The organism is Pseudonocardia ailaonensis (genome assembly GCF_039531635.1).
Classification (GTDB): Bacteria; Actinomycetota; Actinomycetes; order Mycobacteriales; family Pseudonocardiaceae; genus Pseudonocardia; species Pseudonocardia ailaonensis.
The window spans coordinates 328839-347104 of sequence record NZ_BAAAQK010000001.1 but is presented as its reverse complement, the minus strand read 5'-3'; the positions used below and the strand labels follow the sequence as shown (position 1 = coordinate 347104).

The following is an 18266-nucleotide window of genomic DNA, read 5'->3' as shown; positions in this document are numbered from 1 at the left end:
CCGACGCCCGACGCCCGCTCCTCATCGGGCGCGGTCCGGATAGGCGGTCGTCTCGGTCAGCGCCGCGATCCGCTTCTGCCGACGCTGCCACTGCTCGGCCCATGTCCGCAGCCGGGCGACGGTGTCGCGACGGACTTCGAGTCGGATCGTGGCAGCGACCTCGCCGGACGGATGCAGCGCAACCGCGGTCAACGAGCTCTTGCGGGGGTCGATCCCGATAGTGATCACGGCTACTTCCTGTCGCCGACGAAGGGGAATCCCGCGGGGCAGCCTGCCTTGAAGGCGGCGGTCAACAGCAGGCCCCCGAAAGTCCTGGCCTGTGAAACTGACGGGGATGGTTGACACCTGGGTCTCTTGATCATTAGGAGACTCGTCTGTGAGTGATCCCCTCCAGGACCGCCAGGTGCGTCGTCGCCTGGCGGTCCTGCGCCACGCCGAGGAAGTGACCGGCAACGTCGCGATGACCTGCCGCTACTACGGCATCAGCCGCCAGTGCTACTACACCTGGCTCCGCCGGTTCGACGCCGAAGGCCCCGAAGGACTGCGCGACCGCTCCCACCGGCCCCACCACAGCCCCAACGCCACCGAGGCCGAGGTCGTGGAGAAGATCGTGCACCTGCGCCGGCACTACCACTTCGGCCCGGCGAAGATCGTCATGTACCTGGCCCGCTACCACGACGTCACGATCAGCGTGTCCGGCGTGTGGCGCATCCTCAAGCGCCTCGGCCTCAACCGGCTGCCTGCCTCCCAGCGCTACCAACGCCACGACCGCCGCTGGAAGCGCTACGAGAAGGCCCAGCCCGGGCACCGCGTCCAGATCGACGTCAAGTTCATCGAGGCCCTCCCCGGAACCGACGCGAAGCCGGGGAAGGAGGCGGCTGCAGCGCCCGCGTCGGCGTCGAGCTCGGAGCACATCGTGGAGACCACCGGGCTGACCGCGCGCCGCCGGCGCCGCTACTACCAGTTCACCGCGATCGACGACTGCACCCGGCTGCGTGTGCTCAAGGTCTACCCGCGCGCGGACCAGAAGACCGCGGTCGCGTTCCTCGACCACGTGCTGTCCCGGCTGCCGTTCAAGGTCGACGTCATCCAGACCGACAACGGCGCGGAGTTCCAGTCCGCGTTCCACTGGCACGCCCTCGACCAGGGCCTGCAGCACGTCTACATCAAGCCACGCACACCCAGGCTCAACGGGAAGGTGGAGCGCTCACACCGCATCGACGCCGAGGAGTTCTACCGGCTCCTCGAGGGCGTCGTCATCGACGAAAGCACGTCCTTCGACGACAAGCTGCGCGAGTGGGAGGACTACTACAACTACCACCGCCCACACGGCGGGCTCGGCGGCCAAACCCCCTATGAGAGGCTCCTCCAGAAGACCACCAAGCCCACCGCCCAGGCGTAACCAGCCTCTGTCAGTTGCACAGCGACACCTGCAGCCGAGCCGCCGTTCTGATAGCCCAGCGGGTGGTCGCCTCGGCGGCCCACCTGCTAAACGTCACCGAGCACACGCGGGAGCCAGAGTTGGGCGTGGCAACGCGCCGCCGGCGCCGCGCGGTCGAGTACTCGACGGAGGCCGAGGCTTGACCGCGCACGAGAGGAGGCCCGGAGCGACGTCGCACTGACAGCAAAGTGGTAGCCAGACCTGTAGCCAAGGATGGCTGAGACGCGGCGAACGGGGTGATACTTCGCGTGCGGGATCAGATCCCAAGAGAGCGTCTTCCCAGCTCAGAGGCTCCCTGACGAGATGCAGTGAAACCCCCTGTACGGGCCGCGCGTTGTTCACACCGAAGAGGTCACTGGTTCGATCCCAGTATCGCCCACTCGCCGAAGGCCCTGGTCAGGGCTCCGAAACGGAGTCCTGAGACCAGGGCCTTCGTCGTGGTCGGAGGTGCCCCGGCCCGTCCGGATCCGGCGCGCCCTCAGGGCAGGTCGGGGGCCGCCGGTAGCCCCAGCGCGACGACCCGCTGTGCCAGCGCCATCGTGGCGTCGACGAGCGGCAGCACCCTGCCGGCCTCCTGGGCGACCAGCGGGATCTCGGTGCATCCGGCGATCGCCGCCTCCGCACCGAGGTCCCCCAACGCCCGGGTCGCCCTGGCGACCAGTGATCCGGCGAGGCCGAGATCGCGGCCGCCCTTGACCATCGCGATGGCCGCGTCGACGTACTCGCCCTGATGGGGGTCGGGCAGGTGGACGACCTCGATCCCGTGGGTCGCCGCCGCCCGGTCGTAGAGGCCGGACCGGTGGGTGCCACGCGTGGCCAGGACGCCGATCCGGGTCACGGTCGGGGCGATCCTCCGTACGCGTGCCACGGCGAGATCGACCATGTCGAGAACAGGGGTGCCGCTCACCGCGCGGAGATCGGCCAGGTAGGCGTGTGCGGTGTTGCACGGGATGGCGATGACCCGCGCACCGCACGCCTCGAGTGCCCTCAGCCCGCGGACGAGCGCGGGGACCGGAGACGCACCGCCGCCCAGCAGCGCGGTGGTGCGGTCCGGTGTCGTCGGGTCGGCCCAGATCGCCAGTCGGACGTGGTCCTGGTCGCGTCTCGCGGCGGTCAGGTCGATGACCTTGCGGTAGAAGTCGGCCGTCGCGGAGGGGCCCATGCCCCCCAGTACCCCCACGAGGGGCCGCTCGCCGAGCGCCACGGTGCTCAGCTCCGGGCGATCTGTCCCCGGGCCGCCATGGCGGCCCGTACCCGGTCCTGCGCCATCTCCTGCGCCGTCTCGTGCGGGGGCAGGCCGCGGGCGAGGCTCCGGCGGACGACCTCGGCCGCGTTGGCGCGCATCTTCGCGGACACCATCGCCGTCACGGTCGCGGGATCGACGGTGAAGGGGGAGTGCCGTGCGTCCATCGAGTGCGCCGCCGCGACGATCCCGCCGGCGTTGGCGATGAAGTCCGGGACGAGCGCGACGCCGCGGGCGAAGAGGATCTTCCGGGCGGCCGGGGTCGTCGGGAGGTTGGCCCCCTCCACCACCAGCCGAGCTGTCGTGCCGGTCGCGACGTCGGCGTCGACGACGTCCTCGCGCGCGGCCGGGACCAGGATGTCGGTGTCCACGGTGAGGACGACCGACGGATCGAGGTGCCCCCCGTAGTGGACGACGCACTCGTCGCCGTGCGCGGCCCGGAGCCGGGCGAGCCGGGCGATGTCGAGCCCGTCCGGGTCCACCACGGCCCCGCACACCGTCGAGACCGCCGTGACGACCGCGCCGAGCTCGCCGAGCCGTTCGACCGCGGCCTGGCCGACCGCGCCGAAGCCCTGGACGGCGACCCGCGCCCCGGACAGGTCGAGGCCGATCTCGTGCGCGGCGGCCTCGGTCGCCTCGGCGACCCCGAACCCGGTGACGCCCAGCTGGTCGTAGGGCAGACCGCCGAGGCTCGCCGGCAGCCCGACCGCGGCGCCCCGGTCGCCGAGCTCGTCGACGAGGATGGCGGCGTCGAGCTCGCCGAGACCCATGTCGAGGCCGAAGACGTACTCCGACGGGACCTCGTTGGACAGGGCCCGCGCGAACGCCCGGAGGACGGACTCCTTGGCCGGCGAGCGGGGGTCGCCGAGGATGCCGGCCTTCGCCCCGCCGTGGTACAGGTCGCAGGCCGCCCATTTCCAGGTCATCGTCCGGGCGAGCCGCGCGACCTCCTGGACGTCGAGGGTCGGGCTCATGCGGGTGCCGCCCTTGCCCATCCCCCGAGCGGTGTTGTCGATCACGAGCACCCCCCGCATCCCGCTGCGGCGGTCGGAGACGCACACGACCTTCTCGGGTCCCCACTCGTCCATCAGCTCGAAGGTGTCCACGGTGATCAGGGGTTCTCGCTCGACGGATCCACCTGCCCAGCTTGGGCCGTCCGGAAGGGACGGTCGACCACGAGAGGTCGAGGATCTGTCGCCGTAGCCGTAGGAGATCTGTCGCTCGGCACCGGCCGCCCGCGGCACCGGTCCGCGCGGCCGGGGGCCTTCAGAGCCGGGGAGGGTCGCCACTGCCGCGGTTGTAGCGGGAACTACAGCAGTAGAGTTCGTCGTGGAGATTGTCGCCGACGTGACAGGGGGCCGGGTGGCCGACACCGACGAGCCGCATCGTGCCGGCGGCCGCAGGGCACGCCCCCCGGTGCTGCCGTCGGTCGCGGACCAGGTCCGCGACCGGCTCAGTGAGCTTCGCGGAGCGGAGCTCAAGGTCGCGCGCGCGTTGCTCGCCGAGTACCCCGGGGCCGGCCTGGAGCCCGCGACGGAGCTCGCGGCGAAGGCGGGCGTCAGCGCTCCGACGGTGCTGCGCTTCGCGGGCCGGATCGGCTACCCGAGCTACCCGCTGCTCCAGCAGGCGATCATCCGCGAGGTGCAGGAGCAGCTGGGATCCCCGCTCCGGCAGATCGCGCGCCCGGACCGGACGAGCCCGGACCACGACGTCGCCGAGGGTGCCAGCGCGGCGTTCAGCGCGATCGTCGCCACGACCCTGGACCGCCTGCCCCGCGCCGAGCTCGAGCGTGCCGTCGAGCTCATCGCCGATCCGAAGCTGTCGGTGCACACCGTCGGCGGGAGGTTCAGCCGCACCCTGGCCACCTACCTGGCCACCCACCTCGTCCTCCTCCGCCAGAAGGTCGGCCAGTTCCCGGACGCCGAGCTCGAACGCAAGGCCGCGCGCCTCGACCTCGGCCGCCGCGACGTCCTGGTCGTCTTCGACTTCCGGCGCTACGACGCCGACATCATCGAGCTGGCCCGGGACGCCCACGCCCGCGGTGCGCAGGTCGTCCTCTTCACCGACATCTGGATGTCACCGGTCGCCGACGTCGCCAGGGTCGTGCTCCCGGCCCAGGTGGAGGTCCCCAGCCCCTTCGACTCCCTCGTCGCGGCGGCCGCGCTCGTCGAGCTGGTGGTCGAGGCCGTCGTCCAGAACCTCGGCACCCGGGTGCCGCGCCGGCTCTCCGAGATCGAGTCCATCGACCCACGGTGAGCCCGGGTCCGGCGGCACCGCCGGTCGGGGTCACCATCCCTGGTAGCGCCCGACCGTCTCGTCGGAGACGGCACCGGCCTCGACGTCGGCGAGCGCCTGGTCGAGCAGCGCCAGTGCCTCCTCGACCTCGGCGGGGGAGATGACGAGCGGCGGCGTGATCTCGAGGACGTCCGAGTCCGGGCCCACCGGGTAGAGCACCAGCCCGAGCTCCCAGGCGCGGTAGCAGACCTTGGCCGCGGTGGACGTCGCGCCGAGCTGGACGCCCAGCGAGAGCCCGCGGCCCCGGACGTCCACGACGGCCGGATGCCGGCTCCTGAGCTGCTCGAGTCCGGCGCGGAGCTGGTCGCCGCGCGCCGCCGCCGCGCCCGCGAGGTCCTCCTCGACGATCGTCCGCAGAACGGCGCCGGCGGCGGCCGCGGCGACCGGGTTCCCCGCGGTGCCCAGCATCGTGAAGGCCTCGGCGGTGTCGAAGACGTGCGCCGGGCCCACCGCCGCCGAGATCGGCAGGCCACCGCCGAGCGCCTTCCCGAAGGTCACGACGTCCGGGGTGATGCCCTCGTGCTGGAAGGCGTGCAGCAGGCCCGTCCGGCCGAGACCGACCTTGACCTCGTCGCACACGAGCAGCACACCCGCCGACGTCAACCGCTCGTGCACGGCGGCGAGGAAGCCCGGCGGTGGGACGAGGACGCCCCCGTCCGACACGATCGGTTCGCAGAGCAGCGCCGCGATCGTGTCGCCGCGCTGCTCGAGGAGAGCGTCGAGCTGCGTCAGCGTCGCCTGCGCGTCCTCGGCCGCCGAGGGGCCGCTGGGGTAGGGGAGCAGCGACAGGTCACCGTCGGCCTGCTCGCCCGCGTCCACCATGAGCCCGGAGAACTGGCTGGATCCCGCGAGACCGCCGTGGTAGGAGCCGTGGAAGGCGAGGACCCCGGGCCGGCCGGTGGCGCGCCGGATCGTGCGGACGGTGGCCTCGTTGGCGTCGGAACCGCTGTGCCCGAGGTAGACGCGGCGTTCACCGGTGCCGGGCGTGCAGGCGAGCAGGGCCTCGGCGAGCTGCACGGCCTCGACGTTGCACGTCGACACCAGGCCGACGCCGGCCATCGCGGACATCGCGCGCGACACCGCGTCCCGCACCGCCGGATGCCCGTAGCCGAGCGACGCGATGGCCCAGGACGCGGACAGGTCCAGGACCCGGCGCCCGCCTTCCTCCACGAGCCGGCAGCCCTCGCCGGCGACCACCGCGAGGGGGAAGAAGCGCAGTCGTTGCGTCGCGGCCAGGACGGCCTGCTCGCGCCGGTAGAGCGCCGGCGCGTCCTGGACGAGCTGCGGATCCGGCACCGCCTAGGCCCCGAGCGCCAGGACCGCGTTGATCTCCACGAGCTGCCCCGGGAACGCGAGCGCGACCACTCCGCAGATCGTGCTGGCCGGCCGGTGGTCGCCGTAGTACGCCACGTGCAGGGCGGAGAACTCGCCGAACCAGGTCGGCAGGTCGACGACGACGGTGAAGTCCTGCACGATCTGCTCCCGCCCCGCCCCGTAGTGCGCGAGGACGCGGTCGATGTTCGCGAAGGTGCGCTCGACCTGGTCGGCGAACGTGCCCTCCACGAAGTTCCCGTCGGCGTCCCACGCCAGCTGGCCCGACACGTGGACCGTGTCGCCGACGCGGTAGCTCTGGCTGTAGCCGTAGGTCTTCTCGGCCTCGAAGCCGAACGAGTGGGCACTGACGATGGCCATGGCTGTCTCCCGGAACCTGTCGGCGGCGGTGGGCTGACGAGGGGCTGACGAGGCGTCGTGGTCGGGGTGCGGCCTGCGGCGAACCGTGGACCACGTCTGTACTTTACGTTACACTAGTCGGGCGTCACTCGTCAGATGTAATTCAAAATTTGTCCCCGCCGCTCATTCTCGAGGTGCTCGATGGGTACTGCTGTCAGCTCGACACCGACCTCGACCTGGGAGCGCGCGCGTCGCGTCATGCCGGGTGGGGCGTCCTCCGGCCATCGTGTCGGTTGGGACCAGGTCTTCGTCAGGTCCTCGGGCGCGCGACTGTGGGACGAGGACGGCCGCGAGTACCTCGACTTCCTGTGCGCCTGGGGTCCGATCGTCCTGGGACACGCGGACCGCCGGGTCAACGAGGCGGTGCTCGCGGCGACCAGCACCTGCGACCTCACCGGGGTGGGGCCGCAGCTGGGCGAGGTCCAGCTGGCCGAGATGGTGTGCGACCTGGTGCCGTCCGCGCAGAAGGTGGCCTTCTGCACCTCCGGGACGGACGCCGCGATGCATGCCGCGCACGTGGCCCGGGCGTTGACCGGCCGCCGCAAGCTGCTCAAGTTCCACGGCTCGTACCACGGGTGGAGCGATCATCTGGCCGTCGGGTGCGCGCGCAACGGCGTCACCGTCGACAGCCCGCTCGACAGCCCGAACGGGGGCGGCCTGCATCCGGGCCTGCTGGCGGACGTCGTCGTCGTGGAGTGGAACGACGTCGCGGGCCTCGAGCGCGCGTTCACCGACCACGGTGACGAGCTGGCCGCGGCGTTCGCGGAGGGCTACGTCCACAGCTTCGGCTGCGTCCCGCCGGCGCCGGGGTTCCTCGAGCTCCTCCGCGCCCTCTGCGACCGTCACGGAACCGTGTTCGTCATGGACGAGGTGAAGACGGGGTTCCGCGCGGCCCTGGGCGGCTACCAGTCGATCTGCGGCGTGACCCCCGACCTGACGATCTTCGGCAAGTCGATCGCCAACGGCTACTCCCTGGCCGGCATGGCCGGTACGGACGAGGCGATGAGGTACGTCGGGGCCTACGACACGGAGCGGGCCACGGTCGACGGCACCTACAACGCGTCGCCGTACGCGATCGCGGCCGCCAACACGACCCTCGAGATCATGCGTACCGAGGGCGTCGTCGACCGGCTGTACGCCCTCGGGGACCGGCTGCGGTCGGCGATCCGGGCCGCCGTCGACGACACCGGCGCCCGGGCGGTGGTCACCGGGCTCGGCTCCCAGTGGGCCGTGTACTTCCTGGACGAGGAGCCGCGGAACTTCCGTCAGGCGTTGCGCACCGACACCGGCAGGTACTCCGCCTACCAGCGCACCCTGCTGGCCGGCGGCGTCCTGGAGACGGTGGCCCCGACGTCCGACCGCCGCCTGTGCGCGGCGACCACGGAGGAGGACATCGACCGCGCCGCCGAGGTCTACCACGCCGCGCTGGCCGCGACGGTCTCCTGACCGTCGGAAGGCACGTTCCGTTCGATCGCACTTCAGACGCCGAGGGAGCATCGGATGAAAGCAGGCTCACCGAAAGAACAGCAGCAGGGACTCCGGCGCAACCTGCCGGTATGGGCCGCACTCGGGCTCTCGGTCGCGATGCTGGGCCCGAGCATGGCCGTGAACATCAACCCGCAGGCCCCGGCGGGCCACGTGGGCCCGGCGATCCCGCTCGTGTTCGTCCTCGCGATGGCCGGGGTCCTGCTCGTCGCCCACGCGTTCGCGCGGCTCTCGCAGCACGTCGCCCACGCCGGTTCGGTGTACGGGTTCATCGGCGCGACGATCGGGCCGCGCAGCGGCTTCGTCGGCGGCTGGCTCCTGCTGGGGACCTACCTGGCGTTCGCCGTCTGCACCGCGGCGGGCGCCGCCCTCTTCCTCGGCGAGTTCCTGACGACGGCGTTCGGCGTCGCCGTCCCGTGGGAGGCCGTGATCGTCGTCGTCGTGCTGGCCGTCGGCTTCCTCGCGCTGCGACCGGCACGCGCGGCGACGGCCGTCCTGCTGACCGTCGAGCTCGTGACGGTCGGCCTCATCCTGGTCGTCGCCGTCGTCGTGGTGGTGAAGGTCGTCAGCGGGGCGGGCCCCACCGGCGGGGCCGACTTCGGCGCCCTGTTCTCACTCCCGGAGGGCGCGGGTGGATCCGCGCTCTTCGTCGCGCTGACCTTCGGGTTCCTGTCCTTCGCCGGCTTCGAGGCCGGCTCCACCCTGGGTGAGGAGACCCGGAACCCGAAGCGGGCCATCCCCGTCGCGGTCCTGGGCACGGTGGTCCTCGCCGGACTGTTCTTCGTGGTCGTCACGAGCGCGGAGGTCCTGGGGTTCGGCACCGACGCCGGCGGGGTCGCGGCCTTCATCGCGTCGCCCTCGCTCGTCGGCGAGCTGGCCGACCGGTACATCGGCGGTCCCGTGGGCAGCCTGGTGGCCCTCGGAGCCGGCCTGAGCGCGTTCGGCTCGTCGCTCGCCTGCACCGTCGGGGCGTCCCGGCTGCTGTTCGCCATGGGACGGGACGGCTTCATCAGCGAGCGACTGGGGCGGACCACCGGATCGGGGGTGCCGCGGACCGCCGTGGGCAGCGTCCTCGGCGTCGTCGTGCTGGCGCTGCTCGGCCTGCGGCTCCTCGCCACCACCGAGGTGGTCGACGTGTTCTTCTGGAGCGCCACCATCGGGGCCCTGTCGCTCTTCCTGGCGTACCTCCTGTGCCTGACGGGCGCCGCCGCCTTCATCGCCAGGCGGACCTCCGCCTCGGTCTCGCGAGCGGAGATCGTGATCCCGGTCGTCGGGATCGTCCTCATCGGGTACGTGACCTACTCGAACGTCTGGCCCGTTCCGGACCCGCCGTACAACACGTTCCCCTACATCGTGGTGGGCTGGTTGGTCATCGGGGTCGTGGCCGTCGTGGCGGTTCCCGGCCTGGCCGAGCGCATCGGCCGGCGCCTGGCCGCCGAGGGCTGACCCACGAGGGCCGGGTCACGGCGTGGCGGTGGCGGCGACCAGCGCGTGCATCATGGTCTCCGCCACCGCGCGGACGTCCGCGTCGGTGGGCAGGAAGGTCGGCGCGTGCAGGCTCGACCGTGCCTCGGTGCCCAGGAACAGCATGGACGACGGCAACGACTCGGTGTAGAGCGCGAAGTCGTCGGAGCCGACCGACCGGAACCGGCCCGTGGTCGCGATCCCGTTGTCCCGCAGGTGCCCGGCGATCGTCGCGGTCAGGTTCTCGTCGTTGACGAGTACGGGATCGCCGCGATGGATCTGGACGTCGGCCTCGCAGCCGTGCGCGTGCGCGATGTCGACCGAGATCTCGCGCAGCCGTTCGAGGACCGCCTCGCGGACCGTGGGGGAGAGGGCCCGAACCGTCCCGCGCGCCTCGGCGGTGCCCGGGATCGTGTTGGCGGCGTGACCGGCCTGCAGCATGGACACGCCCAGTACCACCGGTTCCATCGGATCGACGGATCGCGAGGCGACGGACTGCAGCGCCATCACGATGTTCGCGAGGGTCACGACGGGGTCGTGGGTGCGGTGCGGGTACGCGGAGTGCCCCGACGTGCCGGTCACCGTGATGGCGAACTCGTCGGAGGAGGCGTTGACCGGTCCCGGCACGCACGCCACGACCCCCGGTTCGACGACCGGCTGGACATGCACGCCGATCATGCGGGAACACTCGAGCCGGCCGAGCAGGCCCGAGGCGAGGACGTCGCCTGCACCGGACGGGTAGGTCTCCTCGCGGGGCTGGAACACCGCCAGCAGCGGCGGTCCCGACGGCGTCGCGGCGACCGCCCGGAGCACGGCCCACAGCGCGGCGGCGTGGACGTCGTGCCCGCATGCGTGCATCACGCCTTCGCGCTGGGACGCCCACGGGCTGCCGGTCACCTCCTGGACCGGCAGGGCGTCGAGCTCCGCGCGGATGCCGACCGGTGCCGCGGGGCCGCCGACCCGGACCAGGATGCCGGTCTCCGCGACGGGGTGGATCTCGCTCCGGTCGGGCAGCATGCTCGTGATCAGCTTCGTCGTCGGGTGCTCCTCGCCCGCCACCCGCGGATCGAGGTGGATCTGGCGCCGCAGCTCCAACGCCCTGGGCAGCTCGGCGGCGAGCGCCGCGAACAGCGCCTCCCCGGTGGCGTTCACGACCGGATCCCGTAGACGCGCAGGGCGTTCTCGCGTCCGATCATCGTCGCGACGCGCAGCGCGTCGGCCGCCGACCAGTCGCCGTCGTCGACCCACGCGCCCAGGACCTTCCCCATGCCCCGCCGCCAGAGGTGCGCGCCCAGCAGGTGCAGCTCGGCGGGCCCCCAGGCGTCGGAGGAGAACAGGGTCTTCGCGAACGGGGCGAGCTCGAGGCTCTCCGCGATCACGGCCTCGGACCGGACGCCCGTGTAGTTGATCCCCAGCCCGACGTCGAAGTACACGTGCGGGAACACCTGGGCGAGATAGCCCGCGTTGCGGTGGAAGGGATAGCAGTGCAGCAGCATGACGGGCGTGCCGCTGCGCTCGACGAGCTTGAGCCACGCGGTCAGCAGCAGCGGGTCGCAGCGGGCCAGGTCGACGTCGGGGTCGCCGTAGCCGACGTGCAGCTGCAGCGGCAGCCCCCGGTCCACCCCCTCCCACAGGAGGAACCGGAGCAGGACGGGCGAGTCGACCCGGGGGACGCCCCCGCGGTCGATCTGCGCGAGCCAGGCCTCCGCGGCCCGGGTGACCTCGGCCGGCCCGGGCCGCTCCGGGTCGAACGCGAAGCCGTGCCGGTAGGCGATGATGCTCTTCGTCCCGACGGCGTCGGCGGTGCTCGCGGCCAGCTCCTCACGGAACGCCGCGATGATCTCCCCGGCGGACGGCCGCCGGGCGGCGACCGTCTCCAGGACCGACTCGAGCCGGACGATCTCGCGGGCGTCCGCGCCGGACGCGGCGGCCATCCCGGCGACGTCGAGGATGGCGTCCGCGCGGAAACCGGTGTCCAGCAGGTACGTGCCGACGCCGCTGGCCCCCAGCAGCAGGCGGTTGACCTCCGCCTCGCCGAGCTCCGCGCGCCGGGCGAAGTAGTCCGCAGGTGCCGCGTGGGGCGGCAGGCCCAGCAGCGGGGCGCAGTGCCGGCGGATCGCGAAGCCCACCTGGGAGTCCATCTGCGTCATGAAGTCCGGGATCGGCCGGTCGGACTCGGTGATGAGCTCCTCGAACGCACCTCTGTCGACAGTGGAGGCGAGCGCGCCGTGGACGTGGTGGTCGACGAGCCGGACGGCCGCGATCCCGGCCGAGAGATCCTCAGTGGACATCGGCCACCCGCCGGCACAGGGCCTCGGCATCGAGATCGGCGACCTGCGCGAGCTCGGACCGTTTGACCGCCAGGTAGGTGCGCAGCAGGACCGGATCGAGCCAGCCGGACGCCGTGACGTCGGCCTCCAGCGCTTTGAGGGCCTCGGCGAGCGAGCCGGGCAGCGCGGGGATGAGGGCGAGGTCGGAGGCGGACGGCTCCGCCGACCAGACGCGGGCCGGTGGCTCCTGCTCGATCCCGCGCAGACCCGCGAGGACCAGCATCCCGAGCACGAGGTGGGGGTTGGCCGTGGCGTCCGCGGCCCGGAACTCCAGGTTGAACGCCGCCGCGGCCCGCTCCGGATCGGTGGCGTCGACCGGGCAGATGCGCACGAACGCCTCGCGGTTGCGCTCCCCGAGGAAGATCCCGCCGGCGCTCCAGTGGTGGGGCCCCAGCCGTTCGAAGGAGACCGGGCTGGGCGCGGAGATCGCCGTGATCGCCGGCGCGTGGGACAGGATCCCCGCCGCGAACCGGGCGCCGACCTCCGACAGGAGACCGGGCCGCGCGGGGTCGAACAGCACCGGTGCCCCGGAGGCGACGTCGACCAGGCTCAGGTGGACGTGCACCCCGTTGCCGATCCCCCCGGGCTCGCTCATCGGCGAGAACGTCACCCGGCGGCCGTGGCGGGTGGCCAGGTCGCGGACGGCGGCGCGGAGCAGCACCGCCCGGTCGGCGGCCGCCGTGCCGAGGCCGGGGGCCACGGTGATCTCGTACTGGCCGCCACCGAACTCGGCCAGCCAGGTCTCCGGTTCGAGGCCGTTGGCCTCCAGCGTCGTGACGAGTGCCGATCCGAACGGCTCGGCGTCGCGGAACGCGGCCAGGGAGAACGGCGGTCGATCGGGGCTGTCGAAGAGGTGGAACTCGTGCTCGAACGACGCGACGATCCGCAGCCCGGCCCGGCTCTCCAGCCGGTCGAGGGCCGACCGCAGGAAGGTGCGCGGGCAGCACTCCCAGGCCGAGCCGTCGGGGTGCGTCTGGTCGGCCAGGTGGACGACCGTGCCCGGGACGCCCGCGACCGCCGGCAGCTCCAGCCGGGCGTCCTCGACGGGCATCAGCCGCAGGTCCCCGCTCGCGCCGAAGTCGTTGGGCTCGACGAGGTGCCCGAAGCCGTCGATCGCGAGGTTGGCGGGCACCCAGCCGACACCACCGGCCATGACCGCGTCCCGCGCGGTGAAGGGCACGGAGCGCCCGCGCAGGTGACCCGCGAGGTCGCACGTCGCGACGAAGAGGGTCGCCGGGGTGTCACCAGTGGCTGTCATGGGTCACCAACCTGCGAGTCGAAGTGGAGTCGTCACCCACCCGACGACCTGGTCAGCCGGCCGGGACCGGGGCCCTCCGGTCGCATCGTGACAGGAGAAACATACTATTCAGCATTGAGATTCTCAACTGATCTGAAACATTCGCTTCACGGGAGGGAGATGTCCCCGGTCAGCTCGTCGGCCTGTCGGATGCGGGTGGCCGCGGACGTGCCGAGCTTCGCGTGCAGGCCGGCCACCAGGACCTCGACGAGGGCCGTGGCCGAGACCAGGCTGTCGAACGGGCTGGGCCCCTGGACGCGGGCGGGCAGGACGACGTTCGCGACCTCCGCGACGGGGGACAGCCAGGGATCGGTGACGAGCAGGATCTGTGCGCCCTTGTCGTGCAGGGCCCGGGCCAGGTCGACCACGTCACGCTGGTACCGCCGGAAGTCGAAGACGACGAACACGTCGCGCCGCGACGCGTCGAGCACGAGGGGTCCGTCGCGATGGGGCGACATCGGGTGCGTGCGGGTGTCGGGCCGCATGACGCGCAGGTGGAGATCGAGGTACTCGGCCAGCAGGTAGGAGAAGCGCCCGCCGATGCCCGTGATGCGGTGCTGCTTGGCCGCCAGGAGGTCGACCGCGGCGCCGAGCTCGCTGAGCGGGAGCGCGGCGAGGGTGTTGGAGATCTCGTGCTCGAACACCTCGATGCTCACGGCCTGCAGGTCGCTGCTGGGCGACTCGACGTCGAGCCTGGGCAGCTGGGTCAGCGGCGAGGCCCGGCGCTGCTGGACCTCCTCGCGCAGGAGCTGCTGGAAGTCGCGGTAGCCCCCGACCCCGAGGCGGGCGATGAACCGGACCACCGTCGGCGGGCTGGCTCCGGCGCGCTCGGCGAGGGCCGCGGTCGACTCGAGTCCCGCGGTCGGGTACTTCGAGAGCAGCGCTCGCGCCACCCGCCGCTCGGCGGGCGAGACCTCGCCCATCACGGCGCGGATCCGGTCGGCCACGGCGACACTCGCCACGGTGCCGGGTCGGGGTTCCTCGGCGACGGTGCTGTCCTCGTGGGGCACGGCGATGGCTCTTTCCGCAGTGGATGGGTGCTCGGCAGTCTAGTCCCGGCGCCGAAACGAATGTTTCGGCATCGCCGGGTCCCGGCCGGGCTGGAACGGACGCGCGCCGCCGGGCCCACCCCGGCGACCTGCCCCGGCCGGGGCGTTTCGGCTGGGTAACGTTCTGAAACGGTATTGCCAAACTCGCCCGAAGGTCTACTCTACGAAACACATGTTTCTTGTCGTCGCCAGCGATGGCCATCCCGGGAGGGCAGCGCAGTGACCGCCGACCACCAGCCGGACATCGCCCTCGCCGGGGTCTGCAGGACCTACGGGTCGACCCGGGCACTGATCGACGTCGACCTCCCGCTGCACCGCGGGCGCATCGCCGCCCTGCTCGGCGAGAACGGGGCCGGCAAGTCGACCGCGGCCAAGATCCTGTGCGGGTTGGAGACCCCGGACGCCGGACAGGTGCTCATCGACGGGCGACCGGTGACCATCGCGGGGCCGCGCGGTGCCCACGCCCTCGGCATCTACCTGATCCCGCAGGAGCTCGCCTTCGTCCCCGACCTCACCGTCGCCGAGAACATCACGCTCGGCTGGGCACCGCACCGGCGCGGCTTCACCTCGCGGCGATCGATGGTCGCGGCGGCACAGGACCAGGCCGACCGATTCGGCTTCGACCTGTCCATGCGGCAGAAGATGAAGGACCTCGCCCTGGCCGACGTCCAGATGGTCGAGATCCTCAAGGCACTGCGGGTCGGGGCGCGGGCGATCGTCCTCGACGAGCCGACCTCCTCGCTGACCGAGGACGAGAGCGCCCGGCTCTTCGCGGCGGTGCGGCGGCTCGCCGCGGAGGGCACGTCGGTCACGTTCGTCTCGCACCGCCTCGACGAGGTGCTCGACGGCAGCGACCAGGTGCACGTCTTCCGGGACGGGCGGATCGTCGAGACCGTCGAGACCGCGGGGACGACCCGCGACGCGCTCCTCGAGTCGATGCTCGGCAAGCCCTTCCGGGTGAGCGCCCGGCCGCACCGCGCGGACGCCGACCGGCCGAGCGGGCTCGGCATCGGGGGCTGGCGATCCGACGTTCCCCTCCTCGAGGACACCACGGTGGACTTCAGGGCCGGCGAGGTCACGGTGCTCTACGGCCTGCGCGGCAGCGGCAGCGACCTGCTCGTGGAGGGGCTGGCGGGCGCCCGGCCGTTCCGGCACGGCTCGATGAGCGTCGACGGCCGAGCGGTCACCCGCCCGCGCAGGCCCGGACAGGCGCGCCGGGCAGGTATCGCCCACGTCCCGCCGGACCGGCGGCGCCAGGGGCTGATGATGAACCTCTCCGTGGAGGAGAACCTCGTGCTGCACATCCGCGGGCGCACGTCGGGGCGGGTGTGGCGCAGCCCGCGCGGCGAGTCCCGGCTGGCGCGCGACGCGATCGCGGCCTACCGGGTCCGGGTGGCCTCCCCGCGCCAGCTCGTGTCCGAGCTGAGCGGCGGCAACCAGCAGAAGGTCCTCCTCGCCGGACGCCTCGGCCAGCAGCCCCGGGTGCTGGTCCTGCAGGAGCCGACCCGGGGCGTCGACATCGGCGCCCGCGACGAGATCCACCGGATCCTGCGCGACTACGCCCTTCAGGGCGCGACCGCCGTCGTGTCTACCTCGGACTTCGAGGAGGCGCTCCAGCTCGCCGACCGGATGCTCGTGTTCCGGCACGGGCGGGTGGTCGGCGATCTCCGGGGCGATGCCATGACGACCGCGCTCGACCTCGCGAAAGGAAGTTCGACATGAGCGACGGAGCGGGCTCCGCACCCGGCGCCCTGGGCACACTCGGTCGCGTCCTGACCGAGCGGGCCAGACCCTCGCCGGTGATCGTCGGCGCCGGATCGCTGTGCGTCCTGCTGGTGGTCGCCTTCGCGGTGAGCACCGACCGGTTCCTGACCGCGGACAACGCCGGGGTCGTCGCGACCCAGGTCGCCGTCCTCGGACTCGTCACGCTCGGACAGATGATCGTGCTGCTGGCCGGCGGCTTCGACATCTCGATCAGCGGGGTCGTGCCGCTGTCGGCGGTCCTGTACGTGACCCTGTCCAACGCCGGGATGCCGACGGTCGTCGTGCTCGTCGTGGTGCTCCTGGCCGGCGCGCTCATCGGCACGGTGAACGGCCTGATCGTCACCAAGCTCAAGGTGAACCCCCTGATCGCGACGCTCGGCACGATGTCGGTCTGCCAGGGCTTCGCCTTCGTGGTCACGGACGGTCGCACCGTGCCGCTCGAGTCGGCCGGCGCCGGCTTCCTGGCCGACCGCACACCGTTCGGGGTCCCGGTCTTCGTGCTCGTGTTCATCGGCATCGCCGCGGCCCTGTTCGTCTACCTGAAATGGACCATTCCCGGGCGCGCGCTGTACGCCGTCGGCGGCGGTCCCGAAGCCGCGCGGCTGGCGGGCATGCGTGCCGACCTCACCAAGACCAGCGCGTTCGCGATCTCCGCGACGCTGGCCGCCCTCGCGGGCATCGTCCTGTCGAGCCAGCTGCTGGCCGGGGCGCCGTCGGTCGGCGCCGACATGACGCTGACCTCGATCACGGCCGCGGTGCTCGGTGGGGCGTCGCTGCACGGCGGGATCGGCGGCGTACCCGGCACGCTGCTCGGCATCGTCATCATCGGCACGCTCCGCGACGGCCTGGCGCTGCTCGAGGTCTCGGCGTTCTACCAGCTCGTCGCGACCGGGTTCGTCCTGCTGATCGCCGTCTCGATGGCACAGCTGAAGCTCCCCGCCAGGCGGCGGAGATCCCGGCCGGCACCAGAGAACCACGTTCCGGACAAGACCTACGAGAGGACGGCACGATGAGCGGATTCGGACGGCGCTGGGGGCTCGCGACGGCGTCGGTCGTCGTGCTGGTCACGGCGAGCGCCTGCGGCAGTGCGGGTGGCGGTGCGGGGGGCACCGCCGCCCCGGCGAGCGGCACCGCGAAGAAGGACATCAAGATCGCCTACGCGAACTACGCCGACAACTCCCCGCTCTTCGCCCCCATCACCACGGCGGTCAAGACGTCGGCCGCGGCGGCGGGGATGAACGCGAAGGTGTACGACAACAAGGGCACCGCGGAGACCACCCTGCAGAACGCCCAGCTGATGGTCCAGGACAAGCCCGACGTCGTGATCGAGTACAGCCCCGACAGCGCGATCGGCAAGTCGCTCTTCACGGTGTTCGACCGTGCCGGATCGAAGTGCATCGCGCTGAACGTCCCGGTCGAGGGCTGCCCCTGGCTCAACGTCATCAACAAGAACCTCGGTACGGCGGCCGGGCAGATGGCGTCCGACTACGCGAACAAGAACGGCTGGACCGGCGCCAACACGACCGTCCTGCTGGCCAACTCCGCGCGCGGAGGGGTCGAGGTGAACGACACCGTCCGGTACACGTACCTGACGGTCGCCGACAAGGTCCCCGGTTTCACGAAGATCACGCCCGAGCAGTTCACCGAGAGCACGACCCGCATCGCCGCGAACGCGATCGTCGTCGACGGTGGCAACACCCTGGACAGCTCGTTCGCCGCGGTGCAGGCGGCGCTGCAGAACATCCCGAACGACCAGAACATCATCTACTCGTCGGTCAACGACGACACCGCGAGCGGTGGATGGCGTGCGATCGCGGAGGCCGGCCGCGAGAAGACCTCGGTCGTCATCGGCGAGGGCGGCAGCGAGACGGCCCTCAAGCAGCTGCGCGACAACCCGCAGTGGATCGGTGAGGTCGACGCGCTGGTGTCGGTGTGGGGCTACTACGCCGTCGCGATGGCGGACGCCCTGGCCGCCGGGGTCAAGCCCCCGGCGCTGACCGAGCTGCCGTTCGTCGCCCTCACCAAGGACACCATCAACGACTACTACACCGACGACCTGACGTCGCCGAAGGCGCTGCCGAAGCCCGTGGACTCGAACAAGTACCTGTTCGGCCGGGGCATCCTCGAGTCGTACCGCAAGTAGCGACACCGCTTCCACCGAACCGGG

General features: G+C 72.0%; 16 protein-coding genes. 7 read left to right on the top strand and 9 right to left on the bottom strand.

The annotated features are described in order from the left end of the window. Window positions 1-21 precede the first annotated feature (21 nt). A complete protein-coding gene (locus tag ABD324_RS01540; protein ID WP_344411679.1) occupies window positions 22-228 on the bottom strand; it encodes a hypothetical protein in 207 nt (68 codons plus the stop codon). Window positions 229-376: 148 nt separating this feature from the next. Here ABD324_RS01540 and ABD324_RS01535 point away from each other — a divergent pair, with 148 nt between their 5' ends. Then, entirely contained in the window at window positions 377-1402 is a 1026-nt protein-coding gene (locus ABD324_RS01535; RefSeq protein WP_344411678.1) for an IS481 family transposase, read from the top strand. 517 nt (window positions 1403-1919) lie between these two features. Here the strand turns inward: ABD324_RS01535 and cuyB are convergent. Together cuyB and ABD324_RS01525 are read right to left on the bottom strand one after the other, a co-directional pair. After that, on the bottom strand, window positions 1920-2645 hold the full coding sequence (cuyB, locus tag ABD324_RS01530; protein ID WP_344411677.1) for a cysteate racemase: 726 nt from the start codon (window positions 2643-2645) through the stop codon (window positions 1920-1922). A gap of 5 nt (window positions 2646-2650) precedes the next feature. Next, window positions 2651-3790 carry a Glu/Leu/Phe/Val family dehydrogenase gene (locus ABD324_RS01525; protein WP_344411676.1) on the bottom strand — a complete coding sequence of 380 codons (1140 nt, stop codon included), beginning with the start codon at window positions 3788-3790 and terminating at the stop codon, window positions 2651-2653. Between the two features lie 241 nt (window positions 3791-4031). Between ABD324_RS01525 and ABD324_RS01520 the strand changes: the two genes are divergently transcribed. Beyond that, window positions 4032-4940: a MurR/RpiR family transcriptional regulator gene (locus ABD324_RS01520; RefSeq protein ID WP_344411675.1), complete on the top strand. Its 909-nt coding sequence runs from the start codon at window positions 4032-4034 to the stop codon at window positions 4938-4940. 30 nt (window positions 4941-4970) lie between these two features. Here ABD324_RS01520 and ABD324_RS01515 read toward each other — a convergent pair whose 3' ends face one another. After that, window positions 4971-6275 carry an aspartate aminotransferase family protein gene (locus tag ABD324_RS01515; protein WP_344411674.1) on the bottom strand — a complete coding sequence of 435 codons (1305 nt, stop codon included), beginning with the start codon at window positions 6273-6275 and terminating at the stop codon, window positions 4971-4973. Between the two features lie 3 nt (window positions 6276-6278). Then, window positions 6279-6671, bottom strand: a complete 393-nt coding sequence (locus tag ABD324_RS01510; protein WP_344411673.1) for a RidA family protein — start codon at window positions 6669-6671, stop codon at window positions 6279-6281. 180 nt (window positions 6672-6851) lie between these two features. Here ABD324_RS01510 and ABD324_RS01505 point away from each other — a divergent pair, with 180 nt between their 5' ends. Then, window positions 6852-8156, top strand: coding sequence for an aspartate aminotransferase family protein (locus ABD324_RS01505; RefSeq protein ID WP_344411672.1), 1305 nt, complete (start codon window positions 6852-6854; stop codon window positions 8154-8156). Window positions 8157-8210: 54 nt separating this feature from the next. Then, window positions 8211-9641 carry an APC family permease gene (locus tag ABD324_RS01500; RefSeq protein ID WP_344411671.1) on the top strand — a complete coding sequence of 477 codons (1431 nt, stop codon included), beginning with the start codon at window positions 8211-8213 and terminating at the stop codon, window positions 9639-9641. A gap of 15 nt (window positions 9642-9656) precedes the next feature. Here ABD324_RS01500 and ABD324_RS01495 read toward each other — a convergent pair whose 3' ends face one another. From ABD324_RS01495 to ABD324_RS01480, 4 genes are all read right to left on the bottom strand, one after another. Next, entirely contained in the window at window positions 9657-10811 is a 1155-nt protein-coding gene (locus tag ABD324_RS01495; protein ID WP_344411670.1) for a M20 metallopeptidase family protein, read from the bottom strand. Then, entirely contained in the window at window positions 10808-11950 is a 1143-nt protein-coding gene (locus ABD324_RS01490) for an amidohydrolase family protein (RefSeq protein WP_344411669.1), read from the bottom strand. Before ABD324_RS01490 ends, ABD324_RS01495 begins: the two co-directional genes overlap by 4 nt. Then, window positions 11940-13247, bottom strand: a complete 1308-nt coding sequence (locus tag ABD324_RS01485) for a type I glutamate--ammonia ligase (protein WP_344411668.1) — start codon at window positions 13245-13247, stop codon at window positions 11940-11942. Before ABD324_RS01485 ends, ABD324_RS01490 begins: the two co-directional genes overlap by 11 nt. A gap of 146 nt (window positions 13248-13393) precedes the next feature. After that, on the bottom strand, window positions 13394-14296 hold the full coding sequence (locus tag ABD324_RS01480; protein WP_344411667.1) for a MurR/RpiR family transcriptional regulator: 903 nt from the start codon (window positions 14294-14296) through the stop codon (window positions 13394-13396). Window positions 14297-14554: 258 nt separating this feature from the next. On the opposite strand from ABD324_RS01480, the gene ABD324_RS01475 reads away from it, so the two are divergent. From ABD324_RS01475 to ABD324_RS01465, 3 genes are read left to right on the top strand one after another with little or no spacing between them, the layout of a single operon-like run. Then, window positions 14555-16057 (top strand): sugar ABC transporter ATP-binding protein, encoded by a 1503-nt coding sequence (locus ABD324_RS01475; RefSeq protein WP_344411666.1) that lies wholly within the window; start codon window positions 14555-14557, stop codon window positions 16055-16057. Further along, the gene (locus ABD324_RS01470; RefSeq protein ID WP_344411665.1) at window positions 16054-17112 is read left to right on the top strand and encodes an ABC transporter permease; all 1059 of its coding nucleotides are present in this window, start codon (window positions 16054-16056) and stop codon (window positions 17110-17112) included. Before ABD324_RS01475 ends, ABD324_RS01470 begins: the two co-directional genes overlap by 4 nt. After that, window positions 17109-18242: a sugar ABC transporter substrate-binding protein gene (locus tag ABD324_RS01465; protein ID WP_344411664.1), complete on the top strand. Its 1134-nt coding sequence runs from the start codon at window positions 17109-17111 to the stop codon at window positions 18240-18242. The genes ABD324_RS01470 and ABD324_RS01465 overlap by 4 nt, the downstream gene beginning before the upstream one ends. The last annotated feature ends 24 nt before the right edge of the window (window positions 18243-18266 follow it).

Bases quoted from the DNA above. Each gene is read 5' to 3' on its own strand.
- ABD324_RS01500 (WP_344411671.1), top strand. From the start codon at position 8,211: ATGAAAGCAGGCTCACCGAAAGAACAGCAGCAGGGACTCCGGCGCAAC.
- ABD324_RS01465 (WP_344411664.1), top strand. From the start codon at position 17,109: ATGAGCGGATTCGGACGGCGCTGGGGGCTCGCGACGGCGTCGGTCGTC.
- ABD324_RS01510 (WP_344411673.1), bottom strand. From the start codon at position 6,671: ATGGCCATCGTCAGTGCCCACTCGTTCGGCTTCGAGGCCGAGAAGACC.
- ABD324_RS01470 (WP_344411665.1), top strand. From the start codon at position 16,054: ATGAGCGACGGAGCGGGCTCCGCACCCGGCGCCCTGGGCACACTCGGT.
- ABD324_RS01490 (WP_344411669.1), bottom strand. From the start codon at position 11,950: ATGTCCACTGAGGATCTCTCGGCCGGGATCGCGGCCGTCCGGCTCGTC.
- ABD324_RS01485 (WP_344411668.1), bottom strand. From the start codon at position 13,247: ATGACAGCCACTGGTGACACCCCGGCGACCCTCTTCGTCGCGACGTGC.
- ABD324_RS01505 (WP_344411672.1), top strand. From the start codon at position 6,852: ATGGGTACTGCTGTCAGCTCGACACCGACCTCGACCTGGGAGCGCGCG.